Source organism: Microcella alkaliphila (assembly GCF_004216855.1).
GTDB classification, from domain to species: Bacteria; Actinomycetota; Actinomycetes; order Actinomycetales; family Microbacteriaceae; genus Microcella; species Microcella alkaliphila.
The window spans coordinates 14742-31555 of the sequence record NZ_SGXT01000013.1 but is presented as its reverse complement, the minus strand read 5'-3'; the positions used below and the strand labels follow the sequence as shown (position 1 = coordinate 31555).

Genomic DNA, 16814 nt, shown 5'->3' with positions numbered 1-16814 from the left:
GGGGGTCCTTTCGGGGCTCAGCCTTTGACCGAGCCGGCAAGCGCGAACGACCCGCCGATGAGGCGGGAGGCCAACACGTACAGCACAATGACCGGAAGCGAATAGAGCATCGAGAATGCGGCCAACTGGCCATAGGCGATCGAGCCGAACTGGCCAAAAAAGGTGTAAATGCTCGTGGCTGCTGGCTGCTTCTCTGGCGAGAAGAGCAACACGAACGGCACGAAGAAGTTGCCCCAGGCCTGCAGGAAAACGAAGACGAAGACGACGGCGATCCCCGGCCGCATCAAGGGAACCACGACCGTGCCCAGGGCCTTCATGGCGGATGCGCCGTCGATCCAGGCGGCTTCCTCCAGCGCCACGGGTACCGCATCCATGAAGTTCTTCGTCATGAATATCGCCATCGGCAAGGACGACGCCGTGAGGAACAGGACCGTTCCAAAGAACGAGTCAAGCAGGCCCAGGAAGACAAACACGCTGTAGACGGGCACCATGATCGCGGTGATCGGGAGGCAGGTGCCGAACAGGACGCCGTACATGAATCCTTTGTGGAATCGCGATCGGTATCGAGACAGCGGATAGGCGGCGAGAAGAGATGCCAGTACTGTCAGACTCGCAGTCAAGCTCGCAAGCCCCACGCTATTCATGATGGGAATGAACGTGGTCTGGGGCGTCAGGACTGCGCGAAAGTTATCGATCGTCCAGGTATCAGGTAGCCGGGTTTCGTATGTCGCCGTGGCGTCAAAGGCGGCAAGAACGATCCACGCGAGGGGCACCACAAAGGTCACGGCGACGAGACTCAGCGCGACAGAAGCCCAGAGGCGTGATGCGCGTCGGGCGGGCGACGAGACACTCAGGCGTGTTGCGACAACGGGGCGGACAGTAGTCATCGGTCCGCCTCCGCTCGGCGGAGGACAGCGATGTAGCCGAGGGAAAAGACTGCGCCGATCACCAGCATCACCGTGGCGATTGCCGTGCCGTACGCAATGCTGCCGAAGCGGAAGGCCTCTTGGTACGCGAACACGGGAAGGGTCGCGCTAGCGTTACCCGGGCCGCCAGCGGTCATGACGTAGATGAGGGTGAAGACCGACAGGGTCTGCAGGGTGACAAGCATGAGGTTGGTGGCGATGGTGCCTCGCAGAACGGGCAGGGTGACCCGCACCAGCCGCTGCCAACCGTTCGCTCCGTCGATTTCCGCCGCCTCCATCAAGTCGGGGGGAACCTCTGAGAGCGCCGCCCGGTAGATGAGCATTGAGAAGGCCGTTCCGCGCCAGATGTTGGCCAGAATGACAGTCGCCATCGGAGCGATAAACAGCCAGTTGTCTCCCGTGAGCCCGACGAGCCCGAGGAGTTGGTTCAGTGTCCCCTCGCGACTGAAGAATGCGTACGCGATGAACGCTGCCACGATCTCGGGCAGCACCCAGGCCAGCACAACGACACCGCCAACAATCGCGGCGATCCGGCGCGAGGCACGGGTCATGAGGTAGGCGATCGCGAAGCCGAGGACGTTTTGACCGATCACAGCCGACGCCAGGGTGAACACGAGAGTGAGCCACAGCGAGAGGCTGAAGTCGGGGTCGGCGAAGAGCCGCTCATAGTTCGCCGTGCCCACCCACTCGGGCTGGGTCGCGGTCACGCCGGTGAGGGTGGCGTTGGTGAATGAGCCGATGAAAGCCCACATGATCGGCACGATCAGGAAGACGGCCAGCAAAATCGCGGCGGGCACGAGGGGTCCGCCGCGCACCAGCGCACGCAGTGCCGAACTGCCGCGGGTTCTCCGCCGCTGACGCGACGGCGAACCCGCGGATGGTGCGTGCGTCATGCTCGAGAGTCCCCGGTCGCCGCCTTGTTCGTAAGGCGGAGCTGCAAACCACTCGAGCGTACGATCACTTTGCAATCACCTGTTCTGCACCGACGATGGACTCGACCTCACGGTCATACTCCGCCGCCGCTTCCTCAGGCGTGGCCTGGCCGGTGATGACCGCCTCGGTGGCGCGCTGCACAGCCGCAGAGATCTGGTTGTACTCGCTCGTCGCCGGCCGGAAGTGCGTGAACTCGACGAAAGAGGTCACCTGCTCGACGAACGGGTTGGCCTCGATGTAGCTTGGGTCAGCTGCCACGTCGGCCCGCACCGCAATCTGAGAGTTCTCGTTCACGTACGACAGCGAGTTCTCGAAGCTCAACGCCATGGTCAAGAACTCGAAGGCCAGATCGGGCACATCAGTTTGCGCCCCCACTGCGAGTGTCCAACCTCCCGACATGCTCACCCCGGGACCGTCTCCGTTCTGAGTGGGGAACGCTGCGACACCCATGTTCTCGGCGTAGGCGTCCCACTCAAACGAACCACCCGGTACCCAGAACGAGGGCGTGTACGAACCCTCGATCGTCGCCCCGAGTGCGTCCCCCGGGAAGAGCTCGCCGAAGACCGACTGCCACACGTTCGGGTCGAGTGCGCGGTCAACGGGGAGGGCGTACCCCTCGTCGTAGACGGTCTGGACAAACTCCAGCGAGTCAATGAAGCCCTGCGAACCGACGACCCACTTCGCCGACTCGGAATCGAAGAGGGCGTCACCACCAAGTTCCGTGCCGTACAGGAGCTGGTAAAAGCCCTGCATGTTTGAGCCTTCACCGGTGCCGGTGCCCGCGTACAGCATGAACGGGACAGCATCAGAATCCGACGTTTGCACGGCCTCCGCCATGGCCAACACGTCAGCCCATGTGTTGGGTTGCCACGGCGTAGAAATGCCAGCGGCTTCGAGTACGGGGATGCTGTACCAGAGACCGCGGGTATCAGTACCCAACGAGACGGCGTAGGTCTGCCCGTCGTTTCCGACACCAGCCTGCTGAGCGGCCTCGCTGAACTGGCTCCAGTCGTCCCACTCGGCGAGGTACTCATCGAGCGGCAGCAGATAGCCAGCCTCGGCATCTGCGCGAACGGTCGTGGTGTCCTGGTAGAAGACGTCCGGCGCGGTGTTTGCCGACCGGTGGGACAAGGCGAGCCGCGTCTTGTAATCCTCGTCGTTGGCCGAGACGGGTTGGAGGTCAACAATGACCCCCTCGTTTTCCGCTTCAAACTGATCTTTGGTCGCCTGGAAGAGCGTGTCCAGGGCAGTGAACGCGTCGGTGCGGATGTAACTGACGGTGATGGTTTGTTCGCCAGCTCCACCCTCTGACGCTGGCGTGCACCCCACGGTTCCGACGAGAGCGCCCGCCGCGATTGCACTGAGAGCTATGGCCGATCTTCTAGCACGCATAGGGTGCTCCTTTGTCTTCTCGGAATCACGCGCCATCGCGTGCCGTGTCGCGCCATTGCGAGCCACGTAGCAGTAAGTAAATCGAATGGATTTACTTCGGTCAAGCACCTGGGACAGGAAGAAGTAACGATTCGGTACGCGGAGAAAGCCATCTGTCGAGGACGAGCGAAGCGGCTCCCTTTGCCGCCACCGCGTTTCCTAGCGTCGTGCCCTCGATGAGGACAGGGTGAATGCTTCGGGCTGCGCGCATCCGATCCAATTCGGCGGGCACGATCGTCATGAAGCGCTCCGCAACGCGTTCCCAGGCGGGCCCCCCGATCACGATTCGATCGAGGTCGAGCAGATTGGCGATCACCGCCAGGGCACGCGCAAACCGCTCGGCGGCACGGTCGATGACCGCTCTCGCCGCGTCGTCGCCGTCCGTGGCACGCGCAGCAAGACGAGTGAAGGCCGCGTCAACAAGCACAGTGTTGTGTGGTTCGACAAGCGGCTCCAGAACTCGCTCCGCGATCGCGTCGCGCACGATGGCGTCAGGAGTGCAGGTGACCGCGACACACCCACGAAGACCGCACCAACACTGTGCACCATCGGGCTCAACGACGATGTGCCCAATCTCACCCGCGTTGCCGAGACTGCCCCGCAAGACCTCGTGACCTACCGCCAACCCGGCACCGATACCCGTGCCGAGGTACAGGAAGACGAACGAACCCGTCGCGGCGGCGGGCGTCCCCACCCACAGCTCGGCTGCTGTAGCGGCCGCCACGTCCTTCTCGAGCAGGGTGACGAGGCCCAGGCGCTGACTCAGTTCGTCGCGCAACGGCACGCTGTGCCAACCGGGCAGGTGGGGCGGATCAACGAGCGCACCGGCGAGTGGGTCAATTGGCCCCGGGGCAGCGAGTCCCATGCCGGTTACGCGGGCACGGTCGACAGCGCTCTCTGAGAGCAAGCCCTCCACCATGGCGACAAGCGCGTCAATCGCCAACTCGGGGTCCTGCCCGAGCGGGGTCATCATGCGACGCTCCAGCATCGGCTCTCCTGCGAGATCGACAAGAAGAGCAGTTGTCACGGTCGGGTCTAGGTGCACGCCTACTGCGTATAGCGCAGGGGGGTGAAGGCGGAGGATAGTACGGGGCTTACCCGGGCCAAACGACTCTTTACCTGCCTCCGCGATGAACCCTGAGGCAAAGAGCCGCCGCGTGATGTTTGTGACGGTTTGGGCCGACAGGCCCGTGGACAGTGCGAGCTCCACACGGCTCAACCCCGAGGCCGATCTCCTAATCGCGTCGAGAATCACCAACTGGTTGAAATCCGCCATCGCGGGCAAGTTCGTTCCGCGCCGGCGGCTCGCCTCAGCGACGTCTCGTTCAGCCTGGCCACCGTCGCCCATAAGGGCACGATAGCGCGCTCACTGCGGCAGCGGCCCCGGCCGCCACCGGTAGCCGTACTGCCCGGTCACGTCGAGGTCGACGACGAAGACTTTGCCGGCGTCAGGATGCTCGCTGAGCTCCGCGTCGTCGAGGTCACGACTCGCGGTAGTCACGAGGGCATGCTGCAGCGCGGATCCGATGAAGGCGAGCGCCGTCACGTGGGGAACGCCGATCGACACCTCGCGATCGACCGACCCGCCAGCGCTGTAGCGGCGCACCGCCGAGCCGCCCCACAGCGCCACCCACACGGCGCCGTCGGCGTCAACGGCGAGGCCGTCGGGTTCGACGCCCTCCTCGTCTATGCGGACGAACTCGCGGCGCTCGCCAACCGTGCCGGTCTCGTAGTCGTAGTCGCGCGCGTAGATGACGCCCGCGGCGCTGTCGACCGAATACAGGGTCTTGCCGTCGGGGGCGAAGGCGAGGCCGTTGGAGATGCCGAGCCCCGTGTCGAGGGTCGTGACCTCGCCGTCGTGCTCGAGTCTCATCAGCACGTTGCCCTCGTGCGGCCCGGCCGGGTCGACGGCGGTCGAGCCGACGATGAGCCGGCCAGCCGGGTCGATGACGCCGTCATTGAACCGCTGGTGCTCGGGCAGCAGGTCGCGCGACGTCGTGACGTCGCCGACCGCGGTGACGAATCCGAGGCGGCGACCGAGCGCCAACAGGAAGCGGGCGTCGCCGAGCCGGAACGCGCATCCCACCGGGTCATCGAAATCGAGGGTGCGCAGAATGTCGACCTGCGCGCCCGGTTGTGGCCGCGCGACGATGAGGCGACCCGCCTCGATGTCGACCCAGCTCATAGTGCCGGTGGCGGCATCCCAGCGGGGGCTCTCAGCGAGCACGTGGCGGTCGACGGGTAGTGCGGTGACGGCGGCCATGGTTCCACCCTAGAAGGCCGCGGATGCACGGCGCCCGGGTTCTCAGCGGATGCTGACCGGGCGCCGTGACCGCGGACTGTGACTACGCGCGTAGCGCGGCCACGCTCTCGGCGGGTCGGAGGTCGAGCCGGCGCAGCAGCTGAGCGTTGAGCGCCACGACGATCGTCGAGAGCGACATCAAGACGGCCCCGACAGACATCGGCAGCACGAATCCGATGGGTGCCAGCACGCCGGCCGCCAGGGGTACGGCAGCCAGGTTGTAGCCGGCACCCCACCACAGGTTCTGCACCATCTTGCGGTAGCCCGCGCGCGACAGCCGGATCACCGAGAGCACCGAACGGGGGTCGTCGCTCGCGAGAATGACGCCCGCCGACCCGATGGCGACGTCGGTGCCCGCGCCGATCGCGATGCCGACATCGGCGGTCGCGAGTGCCGGGGCGTCGTTGACGCCGTCGCCGACCATCGCGACGCTCAACCCCTCACCCTGCAGTTCGGCAACCTTCGCCGACTTGTCTTCGGGGCGCACCCCGGCGTAGACGCGGTCGATGCCGAGTTCCGCGGCGACAGAGTTCGCGACCGGCTCCGCGTCGCCGGTGATCATGACGACCTCGATGCCGAGGGCGTGCAGCGTGTCGACGGCCTCGCGCGACTCGGGGCGAATCTCGTCGGCGAGCTTCAGCGCCCCCGCAACCTCGCCATCGATGAGGACGTGCAACACGATGGCGCCATCGTCGCTCCACGCCCCGGTCGCCGCGAGCGGCGCCGCGTTGTGGTCGTCGAGCATGCGGGGCCCGCCGACGTGCACTTCGCGACCGTCCACGGTCGCGCTCACTCCCAGTGCCGCCTCGGAGCGGAACCCGGTCGCGCTCGGCACGGAGAGCCCCCGCTCGGTCGCCGCACGCACGATCGCGCGGGCGAGGGGATGCTCGCTGTCGCCTTCCGCTGACGCTGCCAGTGCCAGCACCTCGTCGTCCGACAGCCCGCCGGACGTCTCGACCTCCAGCACGGTCGGGGCACCCTTCGTGAGGGTGCCGGTCTTGTCGAACAGCACCGCCCCGATCGTGCGCATACTTTCGAGGGCGAGGCGGTCTTTGACCAGCACGCCGCCGCGCGCGGCGCGCTCCGTCGAGATCGATACGACGAGCGGAATCGCGAGGCCCAGCGCATGCGGACACGCGATCACGAGCACCGTGACGGTGCGCACGACGGCGAGGTCGGGGGCACCGGTGAGCGACCAGACGATCGCCGTGATGACCCCCGCGCCGAGGGCGAACCAGAACAGCCACGCGGCAGCACGGTCGGCGAGCCGCTGGGCGCGCGAGCTCGACGCCTGCGCGTCGGCGACGAGTTTGCGAATGCCCGACAGGGCGGTGTCCTCACCCGTCGCTGTGACCTCGATGCGGACGCCGCCGTCGGTGGCGACCGTGCCAGCGACGACCGCATCCGTCTCGCCGCGTCGCACGGTGCGCGACTCGCCCGTGATCATCGACTCATCGAACTCCGCCTCGCCCGACACGATGCGACCGTCGGCGGGGACGCGGGCACCCGGTCGCACGACGACGACGTCACCGACGCGGAGAGCGTCCGGCGTCACGCGTTCGATATCGCCGTCGGATCCGACGCGCTCCGCCTCATCGGGCAAGAGAGCGGCGAGCGAGTCGAGAGCGCTCGTGGTCTGCGCCAGCGACCGCATCTCGATCCAGTGACCGAGCAGCATGATCACCACCAGCAGAGCAAGCTCCCACCAGAAGTCGAGCTCGTGCGGAAGCAGACCAATGCTGGCCCCCGATGAGGCGAGGAAAGCCACCGTGATGGCGAGGCCGATAAGGAGCATCATTCCGGGGCTGCGGCGCCGAATCTCATCGACAGCGCCAATGAGGAACGGGCGACCGCCGACCACGAAGATGATGGCGCCGAGCACCGGCGAGACCCACTCCCACACGCCACCCATGGGCAGGTCGTAGCCGACCAGGTCGGCGAACATCATACTGAAGGCCACGGTCGGGATCGCGAGCACGAAGCTGACCCAGAACAGTCGGCGGAACTGCGCTACATGGTCGTGGTGGTCGGCGTGTCCCGAGGGGTCAGCGTGGCCGCTCGCGTCGTGGGTCGCGTCGTCGTCGTGGCGCGTCTGATGCGTGTGCTGAGCGTGATCCATGCTCGGCACGCTAGTACCCCGGGGGGGTACTGTCAAGACATGCTCTCGACATCGTCCTGAATGCTCAGCGTCGCTGACGACGCGATGTCGCCCAGCGAGTGATCACGCGCATCCCGATCAGCACCTCGACGGCCGCGGCGGGCCGGAACCACCGCGAGCGCGGGAGGTCGACCATGCCGCCGCGCTCGAAACTGACGGCCGTGACCGCGCCGACCGGCACGATCCAGGCGGCGAACGTCGCGAGGCGCCATGCGCGGCTGTTTTCGTAGCGGAGGACGAACCACGTCCACAGGGCCGCATCAGCGAGAAAGTCACCCTGCGCGCCAAATCGAGTGACCGACCCCGTGCGGCGGGCGATCTGGCCGTCGGCGAAATCTGTCGCGAGGGCCGCGATGGGCACGGCCGCGCCGAGGGCGTGGCCCGCCGAGGGCAGGGCCGCACGAGCGACCGTGAGGGCATTCGCCGGCCCCAGCGACGTGCACGATTCGAGCATGCCGAGATGCGTCGCGCCCATCAGCCAGCTGGCGACAAGCCACGGCGCGCCCCGGTGCCCCGCCACGGCAGCCACGGCGACGTGGATGGCCGTGAGTTCAGCGAGGGCCCGCGGGCGGCGCTGGGCCTCGCGCACGCTGCGCACAGTTGCGTCGGCGAGGAAGGCGCCGAACGCCTGCGGAGTGAAGGTTCGGTGCGCCAGGCCTGCCAGCAACTCGTTAGTCGCAGCGCGACTGTTGACGCCCCGCAGGACGGCGGCGCGGCGGGGCGTCAATCCGGGCATTGGCACACCTCCGCGAAAACTGAACCGAAGCTGAGAGTGAAGTGGAAGGGAAGTGAATTGACTACCCCCACCCCCCATTCGGGGGCATAACGTCAATTTCGCCCCGATTCGGCGAAGCAGTCACAAGCTCGCTTCCCACGGTCGGGGGCACACCCCGATCACACAAGGAGAATCATGAACCTTCTGCTCATCATTGCTGGAATCATCGCCATCATCCTGCTCGTCACTGGTGGCCTCATCGAAGCGGTCAATTTCCTGCTCTACGTCGGCATTGTGCTGCTCGTGCTGGCCGTCATCGTCTTCCTCATTCGCGCCCTGTCGGGGAGCCGACGGGTATAACCCCCACACTCACACAAAAGGGGGATGCGCGACACCGCGCATCCCCCTTTCTGTGTAGAGCGAATTACACTCCCCTGGTGGCTGACCTCCAGCATCACCTCTCTGGCAACGTCGAACAGTACGTGCAGCGCATCAAGATGCACGACGACGTCGACGCGCCGCGGCGGGTCGAACATTTCGCGGAGTTCCGGCGCATCGCCGATGCCAAAGACGCCGCGATCGAGCTCGACGCCGAAGGCTGGACGGTCACAGTCGAGCGACGTCGCCTCACGCACGGCGTGCTGATCGCCGCGCAGATCGCAACCGTCGACGTCGAGACCGCAGACCGACTGACCGCGCAGGTGTTCACGGTCGTCGACACCCACGGAGGGCGTTACGACGGCTGGAACGCGCCGGTGTTGCGCGCCCTATAGAGTAGGGTGTCAGCGCCCGTCAGCTAACCGTCGGCCGCACCCGCACTGAGTTCGGGGGTGCGCGACGGAGCGCGGCGCGTGGCGCCTAGCGCCGAACCGGCGCGATTCGCTGCCGCCTCGAATGCAAAACCGAATGCCAGGAGTGCCGCGTCGTCGTATGCGCGACCGGCGATTGTGAGCCCCACGGGCATCCCGATATCGCTCATGAGCCCCATCGACACCTGCACCGCCGGAATGCCCAAGTGACGCGGCACAAGATTGCCGTTCGCCACCCACGTGCCGTTGCGCCACGCGAGCGCCGCGCTGTCGGGATTCACGTCGGCGTCGGCTGGGCCGACATCGGCGACCGCGGGGAACACGATTGCGTCGAGGGCGAGCTCGTCGAGCCAGGCTTCGAACAGCTCACGGCGTGCGCGCTCGAGACCCTGCGCACCCTCAGCGATGTCGGGAATCTGCTCGAGCGCGGGAACCCCGTGTTCGCGCGCGCGGTGCACGTAGTCGGCGAGCTCGACGTCTTCTGGCGCGAACCGGCTCAGGTGATCGTCGTACTGGCCGGGCAGCGCGCTAGGGGGCTCGGGGAAGATCAGGTCGGGATCGACGTCGACGAGGCGGTGCAGCGCCGGGTCGCCGTCGGCCTGCAGAAACTCGTCCCACCCCCACATCGACAACTCGTACAGCTCATGGTCGGCAAACGTGGCGGGCACGTAGCCGCGGGCCGCGAGCGATCGGTCGTCGGCGTGGCCGCGCGACTCGTAGTCGGTGACGACGGGGATGTCGACCTCAACGACCGTGGCACCTGCCGCCTCCAGGTCGCGCCGGGCGGCGCGCCACTGATCGATGACGGATGCACGGGTCGCGATTCGTTCGCCGCTTGCGTCATCGCCGCCGATATAGAGCTTCGGCACGCCGAGCCGGCGCCCGCGCAGCGCCTCGGGGTCGGCGAGCGCGGGGTACGACGCGGGCCGCACCGTGGAAGCGGTCGGCACCTCGACCCAGGGCTGCACCCGCCAGAAGTCACCCCGCGTCTCGGGGTCGTCGGCGACCACCGCGTCGAGCACGAGCAGCAGGTCGTCGACGCTGCGCGCATAGGGAACGACGACGTCCATGGTCGGCACGAGCGGCCAGTTGCCGCGCACCGAGATCACGCCGCGGCTCGGGGTGTAGCAGACGAGCCCATTGTTCGAGGCGGGGCCCCGACCGCTCGACCAGGTCTCCTCTGCCAGCGCGAAGGCGCACAACGACGCGGCGAGCGCCGACCCCGAACCGTTCGACGAGCCCGAGCCGAACGGCGCCGTCAAGAAGTCGGGGTTGTACGGGCTTTCGGCGCGGCCATACAGACCGCGCTGCATGCCGCCGTTCGCCATCGGGGGCATGTTGGTGAGACCCAGGCAGATGGCGCCCGCCGCCCGTAACCGCTCGATGGTGAACGCGTCGCGTTGGGCGACGAGGTTGGCGAAGGCCGGTGAACCACTCGCAACGGTCAGCCCGCGCACCATATACGAGTCTTTCGCGGCGTACGGGATGCCGTCGAGCGGGCCGCGCGCCTCACCCCGGGCGCGCCGATCGTCGCTCGCTCGGGCCTCGGCGAGAGCATCCGGGTTCATGACGACGAAGGAGTTCAGTGTCGGGCCGGCGGCGTCGTAGGCCGCAATGCGCTCGAGGTACCCGGTCACGAGTTCGACCGCGGTCGTGCGACCGGCCGCGAGGGCTGCCGACAGCTCCGCGACGCTCGCCTCGACGAGCGGGATGCGCGTCACCCGCGACCTCCGCCCGTCACCGCCGGCTGCTGCTGCGTGATGCAGTGGATGCCGCCGCCGCGCGCAAAGATCTCGCGAGCATCCACCGTGATGACGGTGCGCCCCGGGTACGCGGCCGACAGAATGTCGCGCGCCCGGGCATCCGCATGGTCGTCACCGAAGCCGCAGGCGATCACCCCATCGTTGACGACGAGGTGGTTGACGTAGCTGTAGTCGACGAAACCCTCATCGTCGGTGAGCTGGGCGGGGGCCGGCAGGTCGATGATCTCGAGGCGGCGACCCTGCGCGTCGACGGCGCCCTCGAGCACGGCCCGAATCTCGGGCATCACCGCGTGGTCGGGATGCGCGGGGTCGAGCTGGGCGTGCAGCAGAACGCGTCCCGGCGCGGCGAAGGTTGCAACGATGTCGACGTGGCCGCGGGTGCCCAGCTCGTCGTAGTCGCGAGTGAGGCCGCGGGGCAGCCAGATGGCGGTGGTCGCGCCGATCGTGCGGGCAAGCTCTGCCTCAACGCGCTCCTTCGTCGCCCAGGGGTTGCGATCGGGGTCGAGCTGCACCGTTTCCGTGACGAGCACGGTGCCCTCGCCGTCGACGTGAATGCCGCCGCCCTCGTTCACGAGCAGGCTCGGGATGCGCGTGGCCCCGACCACGCCGATCACCCGTTCCGCGATCAGCGCGTCCTTCTCGCAGTCGACACCCTGACCCCATGCGTTGAAGATCCAGTCGACGCCGCCGAGCGCGCCGGTCTGGTCGTCGAGGACGAACGTGGGGCCGAAGTCGCGCATCCAGAAGTCGTTGAGCGGCGCCTCCACGATGTCGATATCGCCGCTCAGCATGCGGCGGGCGCGCTCGCGCTCACTCGGATCGACGACCATCGTCACGGGTTCGAAGTCGAGGGTCGCGTGGGCGACGGCTGTCCACGCGGCGTAGGTCGCCTCACGCGCAGCCGAGCTGTCACCCATCACGTCGCCTTCACGCGGGAATGCCATCCAGATGCGGGCTTGCGGTGCGGTTTCCGCCGGCATACGCCACGCCATGGGATCTCCTCGTCGCGATCTCGACTGCTATTGATCAAGTGATCAATAATCTGTTCTGACGGTACTGTCATTAAGGTGAGCATGTCAACGCCGCAGGATGACCGTCCGCGCGCGGAGCGCATCCCCGCCGCTCTTCGTGCTGAACAGATCTACGAAGCCGCCCAGGAGGTTGCCCTTGAGCGCGGTCTCGCGGGCGTCACGCTTCGCGCTGTCGCTGAACGCGCGGGGGTCGCCTCCGCGCTCGTTGCGCACTATGCACCGAGCATGAGTGAACTCGTCGCCGACACCTTTCGGGCCATAGCCGGTCGGGAACTCGCCGAAGTGCGCGCCCATGTGCTCGCGGTGCGGGACCCCGTCGCCCGGTTGCGCACACTTCTCACCACCATGCTCGACGGCACGCGAAACGACGTCACCCCCGTCTGGGTCGATGCGTGGGGCCTCGGCCGGCGCAACCCCGACCTCGCCGACGCCATAGCGGAAGAGATGACCGAGTGGCACGCGGCTGTCGTGGAAGTTCTGGACGCCGGGATCAATGCGGGAGCCATGACACCGGCGGACACCGACCTCATCGCCTCCCAGGTGCTCGCGATGATCGACGGCCTGAACGCACACGAGATGGTCGACTACGGCCGCGGCGCGAGCTCGCTGCGCCTCATCGGCCGCGCCCTCGAACTCGAGCTCGGCCTCGCGGACGGCACGCTCGGCCAGTAAGACTGACCCCCACGCGCGGGCAGAACGCGGGGTTCACTACTCCTCATTAGCTGAGAGTTCAACCCCTCACCGAGAGTTCGTCATTACCCCTACTGTCGTGAGCTGACGGCAGAAGGGGCCACCACATCATGACGACCATCGACACCTGCAGCGCCGCACGTCCTGACAACGATCCGCCGGTCACCGGCTTTCGTGCAGCCCCGCGCGCCCTGGAGGACGTCCGGCTGGACCGCGTTTCCTCCACCGAGTGGCGCGTAAGCGATCGACGATTCCTGACAGAAACCGGCCGCGCCATCATCGGTGTCATCGACCGCGTCGGCCCCGCCTATCGGGTGACGAGCCTGAGAGACCCTGACCACACCGAGTTCTACGGCTCGCTTGCCGCCGCACGGGGTGCATTCGTCGAGCGCACGTGACACTTTTCGCGCATCCCCACCCAGAGCCCCCCACAAGCCCCGGTGGGGATGCGCGAAGCACTGAAACGCGCCAGAATGACGGTGAGGCGCGGCCGATCAGCGCCACGCACGGAGGCGCTGTGGGAACCCTGACGTACGACTCGACGCTGTCGGCGGACTTCGACGATCGGACGCTCGCCCATCTGCAACTCGTCATCGGCGCAAAGCTGCGCCGCAACGAGGCCTTCTACTTCAGCTGGAAAGATGACGAATCGATCGGGGACGGACGCAGCGTCATCTGGCTGCACCCGACGATTCCCATCTCGTTCAAGTACTTCGGCAGTCGCCAGGCCGCGATCAACCGCGCATGGATCGATGAGCTCATGCTGTCGGCCAACACCCCGGCCGGGCTCCACCTCGTGCCGGAGCCCACGCCCGACGGAATGGACGGCGAATGAGCCGCGCAACGATCCTCTACGGCGGCAACGAGTATGTCGTCGCGCGTAGCCAGCAGCAGATGCGCGCAGAGATCGACGAACTGATCGCCGCCGGAGGCGGCTGGTTGTCCGTCAATCACGGCCGGGGCCGCCTGCAACCGGCTCACCTCTGGGTGGACCGCGGAGTGAACGTCGCCGTCGTCGATACGACCCAGCCCGAGTAGCGCCGTCTACTCGTCTTCTTCCGCGCGCGACAGCCACTGCGAAATGTAGACCGGAATGAGCGACAGCAGAATCAGCACGGTGGCAACGACGTTGACGAGGTTGCCCTCGTTTGGCCTGGCCATGGTGTTGAGGATCCACAGGGGCAGGGTGTCTACTCCGGGGGGTGCCGTGAAGATCGTCACGACCACCTCGTCGAAGCTGAGCGCGAACGCCAGCAGGCCGCCGGCGACGAACGCCGTGCGGAACTGCGGGAAGGTGACGAGCCGGAACGTCTGGCCGATACCCGCACCCAAGTCCATCGACGCCTCCTGCAGGTTCGGACTCATGCGCCGCAGTCGGGCAAAGACGTTGTTGAAGACCATCACGATGCAGAAGGTGCCGTGCGCGATGATCATGCCGAAGTAGCCGACCTGGATGCCCGCGGGGCTGAGGATCGAGTTGAAGGTGTTGCTGAAGGCGACACCCGTGACGACTCCCGGGAGTGCAATCGGCAGCACGATGAGCAGGTTGACGGTCTGCTTCCCGAAGAACGAGTAGCGCGACAGGGCGAAGGCCGACAGTGTTCCGAGCAGCAGTGCGATGACGGTTGCGCCGAGCCCCACCACGATCGAGTTGAGCACGGCCGCACGGATCGGTTCGGAGGTTGCGGCGATCTCCCACCACCGGGTCGAGAAGGCCTGCACCGGCCACGCGGCGATCCGCGAATCGTTGAACGAGTTGACCATGACGAGCATGAGTGGCACGTACATGAAGATGAGCACGATGCTGACGATCACCCCGAGGGCGATCTTCGATCCGCGACCTAGTCTCAGCATGAGGGCTCCTACATCCGCTCAAGGGCACCCGTGCGACGGGTGACCAGCAGGTAGATGACGACGAACGCGATCGGAACGACCGAGAACGCCGCCGCGACGGGCGGGTTCAGGTTGATGTTCGACGCGATGATCGACCCGATCATCTGACTGTTCGGCCCGCCCACGAAGCGAGCGGCGAGGTAGTCGCCGAGGCTGAGCGAGAACGTGAAGACGCTGCCCGCGATGAGTGCCGGGGTCAGCAGCGGCATAACGACGGTCCGAATCGTCGTCCACCCCTGTGCCCCCAGATCGGCGGATGCATCAAACAGGTTCACGGGGATCTGACGGATCGCCGTGTACACCGGCAGCGCCATGTACGGGAACCACAGGTAGGTCAGCGTGAGGATGACGATCGGGATGCCGAACCCGGGGCCCCGACCTCCGATCAGCCCGGCGACCGAGTTGAAGAACCCCTCCTCGGTGAACGTGATGCGCATCGCGACGATCTTCACGAGGTAGCCGGCCCAGAGCGGAAGGGTGATGGCGACGGCGAGCACCGCGCGCATCCAGGGCGACGCGATCTTCGCCATGAAGATGCCGAGCGGAATCGCGAAGACGGCGCTCAGCGCCGTCACGGCGAGCGCGATCCCCAGCGTGCGCAGCGAGGTCGACACGTACGCCGGGTTGGAGAAGAGCAGCGCGAAGTTGTCGAGGGTGAAGCCGGGGCGCACCAGCGACGTGAAAGGGTCAACCAGCCAGAATGCCGTGATCAGCAGTAGCGCGAGCGAGAAAATGTAGAGCCCGACCAGCCATGTCAACGGCAGGGCAAGCAGGGCGCCGAGGCGCAGGCGAGGCCGACGGTGCAGAGCCGTCGACACCGGCCGGTGCAGCGGCACCGCTTGCGGTTCGCTCCGCGTCGGTGCGGATGCTGTGGAGGTCACGTGCGCTCCCGATTCGCAGTAGGGGTGGAAAAAGCGTGGGGTGCGGGCGGGGCCGAAGCCCCGCCCGCGAGGTGGATCAGCCCTTGACGGTCAGCCAGGCCTGGGTCCACTGCTGGAAGTTGGTGCACTGCACGTCGGTCCGGCCATCGATGCACTGCTCGATCGGCGTGGTCCAATACCAGACGTTGTCGAAGTACTCCTCGTCCGTGGCGTTGAACTGCTCACAGTGGGCAGCGGCTTCCTCGCTGGTCTCGCAGAACGCGGCGTTGGCCGGGGCCATACCGAAGTTCATGGCGATCTGACCGTTGACGTCAGCGGCGCTCGTGTAGTCCATCCACAGGTAGGCGCAGTTGACGCTGTCCGACTGCGACGAGATCATCCAGGCGTCCGACCAGCCCGTCGAACCCTCGACGGGGAGTACGCCCTGGAACTTCTCGGTGTCCTCAGTGAACTTCCGCAGCACCTCCCACGACGTGCCGACGACGGTGGTACCGCCGAGGAAGGAGGTGATCTGCGCCACCGGGTCGGCCCAGTACTCGGCGACGATCGTGTTCTGCTGCTTCAGTAGGTCGATCGCGGCGTCGAGCTGGGTCTGGTCGAGTGCGTAGGGGTTCGTGATGCCGAGCTCGGGCTCGTGGTACATCAGGTACACCGCGGCGTCAGCGATGTAGATCGGGGCGTCATAAGCCGTGATCTGACCGGCGTAGGGGCTGTCCGTCTCCCACACCACCGACCAGCTCTCGGGCGTCTCGGTGACGACGTCGCTGTTGTATTGCAGGATGTTCGCGCCGCGGCCGATGGGAACGCCGTAGCTCTGGCCGTTGATGGTGTCGTAGATCTGACCCTTCATGCCCTCGACGATGTCGTCGCCGAAGTTCGGGATCAGGTCGAGGTTGATCGGCGCCACATCACCGGCGGCGATGAGGCGCAGGCTTGCATCACCCGAGGCCGACACGAGATCGTACTCGCCGGTGCGCATGAGGGTGACCATCTCGTCGCTGGTACCGGCGACGCGACGGTTGACAACGCATCCGGTGTCCTCGGTGAACTGGTCGGCCCACGCGGGCTCGACGAAGCCCGACCACGCGACGATGTCGAGCTGGCCTTCCGGCTCGCCCAGCTCTTCAGCCATGGGAATGTCGGGCACATCAATGAACAGGCCGTCGCCGGACTGTCCGTCGCTGCTACAGCCCGCGAGCACCAGCAGCGCCGCTGACGCGAAGGCGGGGATAAGCACCTTCTTTTTCATTGCATCTCCTTCTTTACTGTGTGGGGTGGTGCC

Annotated in this window: 17 protein-coding genes and 1 pseudogene; 6 read left to right on the top strand and 12 right to left on the bottom strand. The window is 66.5% G+C overall.

What is annotated here, in order from left to right; all coding sequences use genetic code 11:
- Positions 1–17: 17 nt before the first annotated feature.
- The 7 genes and pseudogenes from EV140_RS03475 to EV140_RS03445 form a co-directional block, all read right to left on the bottom strand.
- Positions 18–887, bottom strand: a complete 870-nt coding sequence (locus EV140_RS03475) for a carbohydrate ABC transporter permease (protein ID WP_130281140.1) — start codon at positions 885–887, stop codon at positions 18–20.
- Between the two features lie 29 nt (positions 888–916).
- Positions 917–1678, bottom strand: a pseudogene (locus tag EV140_RS03470) (carbohydrate ABC transporter permease); the annotation flags it as partial.
- A gap of 205 nt (positions 1679–1883) precedes the next feature.
- Positions 1884–3251 carry an extracellular solute-binding protein gene (locus tag EV140_RS03465; protein ID WP_130281136.1) on the bottom strand — a complete coding sequence of 456 codons (1368 nt, stop codon included), beginning with the start codon at positions 3249–3251 and terminating at the stop codon, positions 1884–1886.
- A 100-nt stretch (positions 3252–3351) separates the two neighbouring features.
- Positions 3352–4566: an ROK family transcriptional regulator gene (locus tag EV140_RS03460; protein ID WP_130281134.1), complete on the bottom strand. Its 1215-nt coding sequence runs from the start codon at positions 4564–4566 to the stop codon at positions 3352–3354.
- Positions 4567–4656: 90 nt separating this feature from the next.
- A complete protein-coding gene (locus EV140_RS03455; RefSeq protein ID WP_130281132.1) occupies positions 4657–5553 on the bottom strand; it encodes an SMP-30/gluconolactonase/LRE family protein in 897 nt (298 codons plus the stop codon).
- 82 nt (positions 5554–5635) lie between these two features.
- Complete coding sequence (locus EV140_RS03450) at positions 5636–7711, bottom strand: heavy metal translocating P-type ATPase (RefSeq protein ID WP_130281130.1); 2076 nt, start codon at positions 7709–7711, stop codon at positions 5636–5638.
- 64 nt (positions 7712–7775) lie between these two features.
- Positions 7776–8486: a CDP-alcohol phosphatidyltransferase family protein gene (locus EV140_RS03445; RefSeq protein WP_157985591.1), complete on the bottom strand. Its 711-nt coding sequence runs from the start codon at positions 8484–8486 to the stop codon at positions 7776–7778.
- Between the two features lie 174 nt (positions 8487–8660).
- Between EV140_RS03445 and EV140_RS13290 the strand changes: the two genes are divergently transcribed.
- Both EV140_RS13290 and EV140_RS03440 read left to right on the top strand, forming a co-directional pair.
- Complete coding sequence (locus tag EV140_RS13290) at positions 8661–8825, top strand: hypothetical protein (protein WP_173826858.1); 165 nt, start codon at positions 8661–8663, stop codon at positions 8823–8825.
- 77 nt (positions 8826–8902) lie between these two features.
- Positions 8903–9238, top strand: a complete 336-nt coding sequence (locus EV140_RS03440) for a ribonuclease E inhibitor RraB (RefSeq protein WP_130281126.1) — start codon at positions 8903–8905, stop codon at positions 9236–9238.
- Positions 9239–9261: 23 nt separating this feature from the next.
- Here EV140_RS03440 and EV140_RS03435 read toward each other — a convergent pair whose 3' ends face one another.
- Together EV140_RS03435 and EV140_RS03430 are read right to left on the bottom strand one after the other, a co-directional pair.
- Positions 9262–10995, bottom strand: a complete 1734-nt coding sequence (locus tag EV140_RS03435; RefSeq protein ID WP_130281124.1) for an amidase — start codon at positions 10993–10995, stop codon at positions 9262–9264.
- Positions 10992–12029 carry an agmatine deiminase family protein gene (locus EV140_RS03430; RefSeq protein WP_130281122.1) on the bottom strand — a complete coding sequence of 346 codons (1038 nt, stop codon included), beginning with the start codon at positions 12027–12029 and terminating at the stop codon, positions 10992–10994. Before EV140_RS03430 ends, EV140_RS03435 begins: the two co-directional genes overlap by 4 nt.
- 81 nt (positions 12030–12110) lie before the next feature.
- On the opposite strand from EV140_RS03430, the gene EV140_RS03425 reads away from it, so the two are divergent.
- From EV140_RS03425 to EV140_RS03410, 4 genes are all read left to right on the top strand, one after another.
- Positions 12111–12740, top strand: a complete 630-nt coding sequence (locus EV140_RS03425; protein WP_130281873.1) for a TetR/AcrR family transcriptional regulator — start codon at positions 12111–12113, stop codon at positions 12738–12740.
- Positions 12741–12868: 128 nt separating this feature from the next.
- On the top strand, positions 12869–13156 hold the full coding sequence (locus EV140_RS03420; RefSeq protein WP_130281120.1) for a hypothetical protein: 288 nt from the start codon (positions 12869–12871) through the stop codon (positions 13154–13156).
- A gap of 119 nt (positions 13157–13275) precedes the next feature.
- On the top strand, positions 13276–13593 hold the full coding sequence (locus tag EV140_RS03415; RefSeq protein ID WP_130281118.1) for a DUF7882 family protein: 318 nt from the start codon (positions 13276–13278) through the stop codon (positions 13591–13593).
- Positions 13590–13796: a hypothetical protein gene (locus EV140_RS03410; RefSeq protein WP_130281116.1), complete on the top strand. Its 207-nt coding sequence runs from the start codon at positions 13590–13592 to the stop codon at positions 13794–13796. Before EV140_RS03415 ends, EV140_RS03410 begins: the two co-directional genes overlap by 4 nt.
- A gap of 6 nt (positions 13797–13802) precedes the next feature.
- Here EV140_RS03410 and EV140_RS03405 read toward each other — a convergent pair whose 3' ends face one another.
- The 3 genes from EV140_RS03405 to EV140_RS03395 form a co-directional block, all read right to left on the bottom strand.
- Positions 13803–14612, bottom strand: coding sequence for an ABC transporter permease (locus EV140_RS03405; RefSeq protein WP_130281114.1), 810 nt, complete (start codon positions 14610–14612; stop codon positions 13803–13805).
- An 8-nt stretch (positions 14613–14620) separates the two neighbouring features.
- On the bottom strand, positions 14621–15532 hold the full coding sequence (locus EV140_RS03400; protein ID WP_241971280.1) for an ABC transporter permease: 912 nt from the start codon (positions 15530–15532) through the stop codon (positions 14621–14623).
- A gap of 76 nt (positions 15533–15608) precedes the next feature.
- Positions 15609–16781 carry an ABC transporter substrate-binding protein gene (locus EV140_RS03395; protein ID WP_130281112.1) on the bottom strand — a complete coding sequence of 391 codons (1173 nt, stop codon included), beginning with the start codon at positions 16779–16781 and terminating at the stop codon, positions 15609–15611.
- Between the last annotated feature and the right edge of the window lie 33 nt (positions 16782–16814).

Bases quoted from the DNA above. Each gene is read 5' to 3' on its own strand.
- EV140_RS03475 (WP_130281140.1), bottom strand. From the start codon at position 887: ATGACTACTGTCCGCCCCGTTGTCGCAACACGCCTGAGTGTCTCGTCG.
- EV140_RS03465 (WP_130281136.1), bottom strand. From the start codon at position 3,251: ATGCGTGCTAGAAGATCGGCCATAGCTCTCAGTGCAATCGCGGCGGGC.
- EV140_RS03460 (WP_130281134.1), bottom strand. From the start codon at position 4,566: ATGGCGGATTTCAACCAGTTGGTGATTCTCGACGCGATTAGGAGATCG.
- EV140_RS03455 (WP_130281132.1), bottom strand. From the start codon at position 5,553: ATGGCCGCCGTCACCGCACTACCCGTCGACCGCCACGTGCTCGCTGAG.
- EV140_RS03450 (WP_130281130.1), bottom strand. From the start codon at position 7,711: ATGGATCACGCTCAGCACACGCATCAGACGCGCCACGACGACGACGCG.
- EV140_RS03445 (WP_157985591.1), bottom strand. From the start codon at position 8,486: ATGCCCGGATTGACGCCCCGCCGCGCCGCCGTCCTGCGGGGCGTCAAC.
- EV140_RS13290 (WP_173826858.1), top strand. From the start codon at position 8,661: ATGAACCTTCTGCTCATCATTGCTGGAATCATCGCCATCATCCTGCTC.
- EV140_RS03430 (WP_130281122.1), bottom strand. From the start codon at position 12,029: ATGGCGTGGCGTATGCCGGCGGAAACCGCACCGCAAGCCCGCATCTGG.
- EV140_RS03425 (WP_130281873.1), top strand. From the start codon at position 12,111: ATGTCAACGCCGCAGGATGACCGTCCGCGCGCGGAGCGCATCCCCGCC.
- EV140_RS03420 (WP_130281120.1), top strand. From the start codon at position 12,869: ATGACGACCATCGACACCTGCAGCGCCGCACGTCCTGACAACGATCCG.
- EV140_RS03410 (WP_130281116.1), top strand. From the start codon at position 13,590: ATGAGCCGCGCAACGATCCTCTACGGCGGCAACGAGTATGTCGTCGCG.
- EV140_RS03405 (WP_130281114.1), bottom strand. From the start codon at position 14,612: ATGCTGAGACTAGGTCGCGGATCGAAGATCGCCCTCGGGGTGATCGTC.
- EV140_RS03395 (WP_130281112.1), bottom strand. From the start codon at position 16,781: ATGAAAAAGAAGGTGCTTATCCCCGCCTTCGCGTCAGCGGCGCTGCTG.